The sequence below is a fragment of the Flavobacterium enshiense genome (genome assembly GCF_040750275.1).
GTDB classification, from domain to species: Bacteria; Bacteroidota; Bacteroidia; order Flavobacteriales; family Flavobacteriaceae; genus Flavobacterium; species Flavobacterium enshiense_B.
Genome location: NZ_JBDOCV010000014.1, coordinates 1 through 7,957, shown reverse-complemented (window position 1 = coordinate 7,957; position 7,957 = coordinate 1). Strand labels below are relative to the sequence as shown.

Sequence of the window (7,957 nt, the reverse complement as noted above, 5' to 3'; positions counted from 1 at the left end):
TAAGGTTTCAGTTCGCACGGGTGCCATCCATTATAACGTCCCGGGGCTTGGCAAAGTCGCGGCTTTAGGGAACATTTTGTTCCGCTAAAGATAAACATTTTATGAAATAAAATGGTGAATAAAAGATTATGCAGCGATTTTGCCAAACCCCTGTTGTACGCCGTGCTAAAAGAATTTAAAAAAGGGCAAAACTTGCGCAAAGAATTTCAAACCTTAAAATTTTCCTTAGAAAATTTATTATGCACAATATTTTTAAGGTTTAGTTTGGAGAAAAATAGGCGAGAAGCTTTCTGAAACTTCAAGATCCAAAACTCAGAAACGTTATCACATTACTAACTTTATAGCCAAAGTTTTATTTTAATTATGCGCAAAGTTTGGTTTTAATTTCACACAAAGTTTTGCAAAGTAATTCGACAAAATAGCTCGACAAAGATATTCTATAAAGCTTGATTTTGGACATTTTTTTTCACGCACAGGTCATGGCGTACAACGTTTTTCGGCTTGAAACAGTGGCAAATTTTTGTCACCGCCGAAAACAAATATACCGAAAATTTTGAAAGAAAAACTTCAAATCGAAGATTGAAAATTATTCACAAAAGTTTGCCGATAAATCCCGAACGTTGCCATTGTTTTAAACCGGTGTTATAATGGGTTGCGACACACAAAATTGGCACACATAGTAACCACAATATTTATACATTCCGATTACGTAATGTTTTTCAGTTCTCATTTTTGTGTTTCGGTTTTCGCATTATTTCCACGAAGTTATTGCGGTGTAAATTTCCGTAAAATAATTCTACAAAGTAATTCTACAAAGTAATTCTACAAAGTAATTCTACAAAGTAATTCCACATAGAATTTTCAGAGATATTTTCGTTTAGATTTTCCGTAAAATTATTCCATAAAGTTTTTTGAAAATTTTAAACCAAAACCTTTTAGCGTCCGGTTTCGGTTCGCACGGGGAGCTATCCATTATAACGTCCCGCCGGCTTTGTGTCAGGCGAGGATTTTTATTACTGATGTTTACAAATATACCGAAAAGTTATAAAGGAAAAAGCCCGAAAGAAAGAAGAAAATGCAAACACCAAGCCTTTACCGATAAATCCCAAAACCTCGCTTGCACAAAACCGCTGTTGTGTGAAGTTTATTTTGATTTTTTTTCCAATAAAGATTTCATACTAGAAGTAAATGTTTTTGCAGACTCCTTACTTTGAATAATCTGATTAATTAAGAATGTTAAAATACTTTTTATATGATTTGCATTTTCTAAACAAGCTTCGTCGGTTAAAGCATGTAATCCTTCACTTAATTCACTATGTAAAACTCCCAGAGGATTCATACCGTTAGGTTTCAATATTGATGGCAATAAATCTTTTACTAAATCAATTTTTTCTTGAGTAACTCTAGTGTTTTTAGTTTTTTCAAGAGCTTGAACATATTTTAATTTATTTTCTTCTTCTATTAAATCTGTTATAGAGTCTAATAATTCATCAATAATTTCTTCAGAAATTCTTCTATAATAAGCAAATGCACCAATTCCGTATCCTTGCGATTCACAAACTAAACCTTTTCTGAATGTTGGAGAATGTTTGCTTAATGTTTTCTCAAGATTTTTATCCATTTTAATTTCCCATTCTGGATATTGACCAACTTTGTAGAATTCGTTAGCTTGCTCATTAACATAAACATAAAAATATCTTTGAAATATTTTACAAGATTGACAAACATACTCCAAATTTATAACTCTATTTAAAGAATTTATATCTGTTTTGCCTCCGTCATAATAAAAACTGTTGGTTAGATTGAATGTTTGTAATGATTTGCAATTATTACAACTCATATTAATTGGAGTTTTTTTCCAATCTTGTAAATTACTATAACTTTGGTTTGATTTATATTTACGAAATAAAGAATACTCTTCAATAAATTCTTTGTCTATCATCTTTATATTTATTATGTTTTAATTCGTCTTTTTTGGGTTAAATTTCACACAACGTCCCGTGGCTTTATGAAGTTGCGGTTTCCCGCTCACGGAACTTTACAAATATACCGAAAAGAATGAAAGAAAAAAGTGAATTTTTATACAAGAAGTGCGAGCACAAACTTTCCAAAAAATCCCAAACCCGCAATTTCATAAAACCACTGTTGTATGCTGCTTTTATTTACATATAGCTTAGTTTTTCTCCAATTTTCCTAGCTTCTTTTCCATAAGCCTTCCTAAAATCAATCTTCTCAAAATTTGTTAGTTCTTCCCAGGCAATATTTATAGGCATAAAGTAAATCGAATCATTTTTTGTTGAAATAATTGGAATATTAAAGATTTTATTAATCTCCCATTTTTCAGCTCCTTTGGAATTCTTTAAAATCACTTCACCTAAATAGACAACAATATTATCGTAGATTTCGTTCATCGCTTTTTCATTACCATAATCTTTCACTTTTTCAGATAAATAATCGAGACTTTTTGTTGAACCATTTAAAAATTCTATATCTGCTTTCAAAATTTCTATAAGTTCATTCTTTAAATCATCAATTTTATTTATGAGTTCAGATTTGTTTTTCGAATAAAATAGCCAGTGAGTAATGTTACTGTTTCTACCATTAAGTTTGTCATTTTTAATTCGCATAAGATTTAAAACAAACTTGTCAAAATATTCTTTTGGAAAAATATCTCCTTGACCGCCACGTTTTTGATTAACTTCAGTGATATATAGAATTCTGCTTTCTGGTAATTCGTAAACTTCGTTAACAATAGAATCTCCATTTTCAAATCTTTCGGTTAAAAAATCTGAATAATCAGAATGTAAAATACCGTCGCGTAATGCTAACTCAATAGCTTCTTTTTTTGGTATTCTTTTTTGATTTAAGGTCACTTTTTTCATAAAGTAGCATACAACGTCCCGCCGGCTTCATGAAGTGGCGGAAATTTTGTTACTGATGTTTACAAATATACCGAAAAGTTTGGAAGAAAATTTTGAAAAATGACGAAGACTTTTTGTTCCAGCTCGTTCCATTATGCACTGGTGCCAGCCATTTCATGAAACCGCTGTTGTACGCTGCTTTTTTATTAATTACTTTTTTGGGATTTTATGTAGTAAATGATTGATTTCGTTTCTTCTTCGTTAAACTTAAAGTTATGGTTATAAATATCTCCAAAGAATTCTAAAATTTTTGCAGCTTCTTCATTTTCACTTTTAGTTAAACTATCTTGTTTGGTTATGAATTTACTTAAGAAATCCATACTGAAATTATTACTTTTAAAAGAATAGTCTAAGTTGCTAATTCCTTTTGCGCCAAGTTTGTGACAAGAAATGCAATTTTTCTCAAAGTATGTTTTACCAATACTAAAAAGTAATCTTTCTTTTTTTTCAAGTTCAATTTTCTGTAAGTAATCGGAATCAGTATTTTCTTTGTTTTTACAAGAAAAAATGAGGAAAATAAATAATATGAGTAATAGTTTTTCCATAAAGTTTTTCCAAAGTAGCGTACAACGTCCCGCCGGCTTTGAGCTGGTGGGGATTTTTGTTACTGATGTTTACAAATATACCGAAAAGATTGAAAGAAAAAACCTCACTTCGGAGAAGAAAGTACAAACACTAACCATTACCGATAAATCCCTAAAACCCCACTTGCTCAAAACCGCTGTTAGCTGATGTTTTTTCTTTTCAATTCTGAATATGAATGAAAAGTTATTATTATTAAGTTGAATAGCAATAAATAATAACCAATTTTTAGTTGTTCAATATCTTCAAATATTTTTCCAAAGTATAACACAATCAATGGAATCGTTAAAAGAATCAAGTTTACAATACCTAAAATTAAAGTTGCTTTCGGTTTTTCTTTGAACGAATAGAATATTAAAAGTAAATTTAATAAAATAGAAGTTGTAAATGGTAATAATGACCATTGTGGAGTTTCAATATCTTCAATGAATATTTTCCCAATTTGATAGCCATTTAGAGTTAATTCTTTTTTAAGTTTTACAAAATCAGTAATTGCTTTTTTCTTCTTTTGTGTTAATTCTTCAAAAGTTAAATTATATTCATTTCCATTAAGTTCAGTTTTAGATTTAATTTTTACTTCTTCTTGTAATGGACTATTTTTAAGCATTGAATTCTCTGAAATATTTTTATCAGAGCAAGTTTGAAAAAAAGGAAGAAATAAAATAAGCAGACTAATTATTGTAAGTTTCTTTAGCATTTATTATGTTTTAATTTCTTTGATATATCCTTATTTCGTTCTGTTTTTCTAAAATATCAGCTAACGTCCCGCCGGCTTTGTGTCAGGTGGGGATTTTTGTTCCCGAACCATCCCGTTCAAGACTGAAGTCAAATATACAAAAAGATCATTCCATTACACACCTAAAACCCCACTTGCACAAAACCGCTGTTGTGCGTAGTTTTTTAATCGGTTAATATTGTTTTTGATATTTCTATAATAGAATCTTGTAAATATTCTTCGAATAGTTCATCAATATTAGGGAATCTATCTTGTTTATTACGATATTTTGTATGGTTATAAATTACCCTATCTTTATAAACTTCTTTTAATATTTCATATTCAGAAGTCAATTTAAACATTTCCAATTGCAAAAACTTGAATTCTCTTAATTCATCTAAATTTAAAGTTTTTATCTTATTTACATTTCCGTTTTTTATTTCAAATAATTTGAAAGACGTTTTAATATTTGAAGTTTTATTGTTGACGTATTCATTTTCGTCTATTAAAATTAAACCATTGAACCATGTCATCTTTTTGTCATTTGGAAATACGTCTTTTATTACAGAGATATATTTTCCATTATTAATAATAGTTATGTTTAGGACAAAAAGTTCATTGTTTTTGATTTCATAATCAGCAAAATAACCACGCCAAAGACTTGTCTCGATTTCTCCTTCTGGTTTTTTTTCTGGGTTATCTTTGAAATATCCTTCAAGTAAATATGCATCAAGTATATATTCTTTGTTATTGTATTTTATGATTTCGGATACTTGTTTTGTCATTTTTAGGATTCGTTTTCTTAAAATTACGCACAACGTCCCGCCGGCTTTGTGTCAGGCGGGGATTTTTGTTACTGATGTTTACAAATATACCGAAAAGTTTGAAAGAAAAAACCTCACTTCGGAGAAGAAAGTGCAAACACTTACCATTACCGATAAATCCCCAAAACCCCGCTTGCACAAAACCGCTGTTAGCAGCTGTATTTATTTTTTTAAATATATTTCTCCTTCGGTAAATCCATTTCTCTTTACAAACTCTTTGAATTGTTTTTTAGTTGGCTTTACAACGAAAGGTTTTGCAGTATCTTTTTTAGTTTCTGTAATTTCTTCAAGTAATTCTATTTCCTCGTTCGTAGATATATTGTTAAGATTTAATTGACCATTTTTCAAAGACAGTTTTTTCACGCTCCAGCTGTTTTCACTGTCTTTTGAACTTAGAAAGTAATGACCTTTTGTTTTTCTTAAAATGTTTTCCTCATTAATATTAAAAATAGTATCTGTGTAAATATAATTTGTAAAAAGAGAATCACTTATTCGCTTAACACTGAATTTTTCTAATGTTTTTATATTGATCACACTGTCGTTTCTTAGAATTTCAGATTTCGACAACTCTTTGATATTAAAAGTGTCTTTGAAAATTAGTTTTTTTGTTATCAAATATTTACTGATTTCTAATTCTGTATCGTTTTCCAAATCATAATAATTACCTATTAGTTTTCCAGGAAAAGATTTAAGATTTCTAGAATTTTCGGGCTGAGCTTCCGAGAATTTAACTATCGATTCCTTGCAAGAAATCAATAAAAAACAAAATGATATTAGGATGAGTTTTTTCACGATTTTTGGTAATATAGCTGCTAACGTCCCGCCGGCTTTAAGAAGTTGGAGATTTTTGTCCCTAACCATTCCATTTGGACTGAAGTCAAATATACAAAAAGATCGTTCCATTATCACTCAAACCCCAATTTCTTAAAACCGCTGTTGTGCGTTCGTTTTTATATTTTCGTCCAAATTATTTTATAGTTGTCAAACCCTTTTTCTACTTCTTTCTTAATGAATTTTAGTTTGTCTTCAGGAATATTATTCACTTCAATTTCAATCCCGATTATATGATCACTTAAACACCAACTTTTAAAGTTTAACTTTTCATTTTCGGAAACTAAATAGATTATTTCTCCATATTCAGTTCCGTAATTCATTAATCCAATTTTATTCAGCAATTTTTGAATTTTTATTTTCAAAGATTTTTCAAAAGATAGTTTTACATTTTTGGCTTCTATCTTTTCTGTTTTTTGAATTTTGAATTCACTTTTTTGTGTTGCAATTTTGACATCCTCATGGAATTCTTTTGTCCAACTGTAATTTCTGTCATAAGTCATAAACTTATAAAATGAAATAGTAAACATTACACTTAATAAAATATAGATTAATGTTTTTTTCATTGCTATTTCGTTTCTGTTCGGGTAAAATGACGCACAACGTCCCGCCGGCTTTGTGAAGGCGGGGATTTTTGTTACTGATGTTTACAAATATACCGAAAAGTTTGAAAGAAAAAAGCTCGAAAATAGGAGAGAAGTGCAAACACCGGCTCTTCCCGATACACACCCAAACCCCGCTTGCACAAAACCGCTGTTAACGGCTGGCAAAATTTGCTGTTTGTTTTTTAAGATTATCTTTTACACTTTCATTCCATTCTGTTTTGAGAACACTTAATCTTGTTGCATCAATCCTTTCTCCTTTTGCATCTGTACTACAATTTCTCAAAACTCCTTCAACTACACAACCAATACTTTTCATTGCGTTTAGACTTCTTTCATTTTTTGAGTTTGCTGCAAACGCAACTCTTTCCATTTCCATTTTATCAAATGCAAATTCCAACATTAGATATTTGCAATTTTTATTTATTCCACTTCCTTGATATTTTTTTCCGTACCAAGTATAGCCAATTTCAATAGTTTTCATTTCCAAAAATATTCCATAAAATCTTGTGCTTCCAACAAATTTTCCACTTAATTTATCAAAAACAATAAATGGATATTCTTTTTCATTTTCTCTATTTTTAGTTGCATTTAGAATATACTTTTCAAGATTTTCTTTTCCGTTTGCTCCGCCTGAATTAAATTCCCAAATTTCAGGTTCATTTTCAGAATATTCTAATAAAACTTCAAAATCTGTATTTTCTAGTGGTTGCAATTTTACATATTCATTTTCTAAAACATATTTTTCTTTAAAATCAAATTTCATTTTTCTGCTTTTAGGTTCTTTTTTGGATTGCTTGCCGTTAACGTCCCGCCGGCTTTATAAAGTGGCGGACTTTTGTTACTGATGTTTACAAATATACCGAAAAGTTTAAAGAGAAAAAGAGAAATTAAAGCAAAGACTTTAAAGCCGAAAGTTTCCTGATATGACTGAACTAAGCCATTTTATAAAACCGCTGTTAGCAATAGTTTATTGTTCATTTACATCTCTCAAATATTTTTCAACTAACACATGTAAGCTTTCTTCTTGCCCTCTGTATATTAGCCAAAACCAACCAAGAATTAATGGAAATAAAACCAAAGTAATTGCTATTGGAATTTTTGCACTTGAAAATAATTGAAAAAAGATAGTTACAATCCAAATTAGTGAAATGAAAACTAGTTCAGGTCTTATCGATGTTTTTAATTTGACTTTAGTTTTGTTTTCTTCGTCTTCTAATTTTAATGAAGTACATATGGGTAAAGAAAAGCCAGAGGTTAAACTCATTCCAATTCCAACAGATAGTTTTGCAGTTATTCTATATTCTCTAAAACTTAAAAATTCTACATCAAATTTTGAGATATTTTTATCAGCAAGTTGACTTTGTAATTCCTGTGCAGAATTATTTATTTCAAATTCATTTTTTAAGGTTAAGTATTTTGTTAATCCCATAGATGTAGTTTTCGTTTGGACTAAATTATTGCTAACGTTTTTCGGCTTGA

9 protein-coding genes are annotated in these 7,957 nt (G+C 29.7%); all 9 read right to left on the bottom strand.

The features are described from left to right. Positions 1–1,144: 1,144 nt before the first annotated feature. Complete coding sequence (locus tag ABGT15_RS13140) at positions 1,145–1,942, bottom strand: hypothetical protein (protein WP_367231912.1); 798 nt, start codon at positions 1,940–1,942, stop codon at positions 1,145–1,147. A 220-nt stretch (positions 1,943–2,162) separates the two neighbouring features. Next, positions 2,163–2,882: a hypothetical protein gene (locus ABGT15_RS13135; RefSeq protein WP_367231911.1), complete on the bottom strand. Its 720-nt coding sequence runs from the start codon at positions 2,880–2,882 to the stop codon at positions 2,163–2,165. Between the two features lie 185 nt (positions 2,883–3,067). After that, positions 3,068–3,466, bottom strand: a complete 399-nt coding sequence (locus tag ABGT15_RS13130) for a c-type cytochrome (RefSeq protein ID WP_367231910.1) — start codon at positions 3,464–3,466, stop codon at positions 3,068–3,070. A gap of 179 nt (positions 3,467–3,645) precedes the next feature. Then, positions 3,646–4,200, bottom strand: coding sequence for a hypothetical protein (locus ABGT15_RS13125; RefSeq protein ID WP_367231909.1), 555 nt, complete (start codon positions 4,198–4,200; stop codon positions 3,646–3,648). 203 nt (positions 4,201–4,403) lie between these two features. Beyond that, positions 4,404–5,003: a hypothetical protein gene (locus ABGT15_RS13120; protein WP_367231908.1), complete on the bottom strand. Its 600-nt coding sequence runs from the start codon at positions 5,001–5,003 to the stop codon at positions 4,404–4,406. A gap of 201 nt (positions 5,004–5,204) precedes the next feature. Next, the gene (locus ABGT15_RS13115) at positions 5,205–5,903 is read right to left on the bottom strand and encodes a hypothetical protein (protein ID WP_367231907.1); all 699 of its coding nucleotides are present in this window, start codon (positions 5,901–5,903) and stop codon (positions 5,205–5,207) included. 89 nt (positions 5,904–5,992) lie between these two features. After that, complete coding sequence (locus ABGT15_RS13110; protein ID WP_367231906.1) at positions 5,993–6,439, bottom strand: hypothetical protein; 447 nt, start codon at positions 6,437–6,439, stop codon at positions 5,993–5,995. A 190-nt stretch (positions 6,440–6,629) separates the two neighbouring features. Then, positions 6,630–7,241 carry a GNAT family N-acetyltransferase gene (locus ABGT15_RS13105; RefSeq protein ID WP_367231905.1) on the bottom strand — a complete coding sequence of 204 codons (612 nt, stop codon included), beginning with the start codon at positions 7,239–7,241 and terminating at the stop codon, positions 6,630–6,632. A gap of 204 nt (positions 7,242–7,445) precedes the next feature. Then, a partial coding sequence (locus tag ABGT15_RS13100) for a hypothetical protein (RefSeq protein ID WP_367231904.1) occupies positions 7,446–7,957 on the bottom strand: 512 nt, incomplete at its 5' end.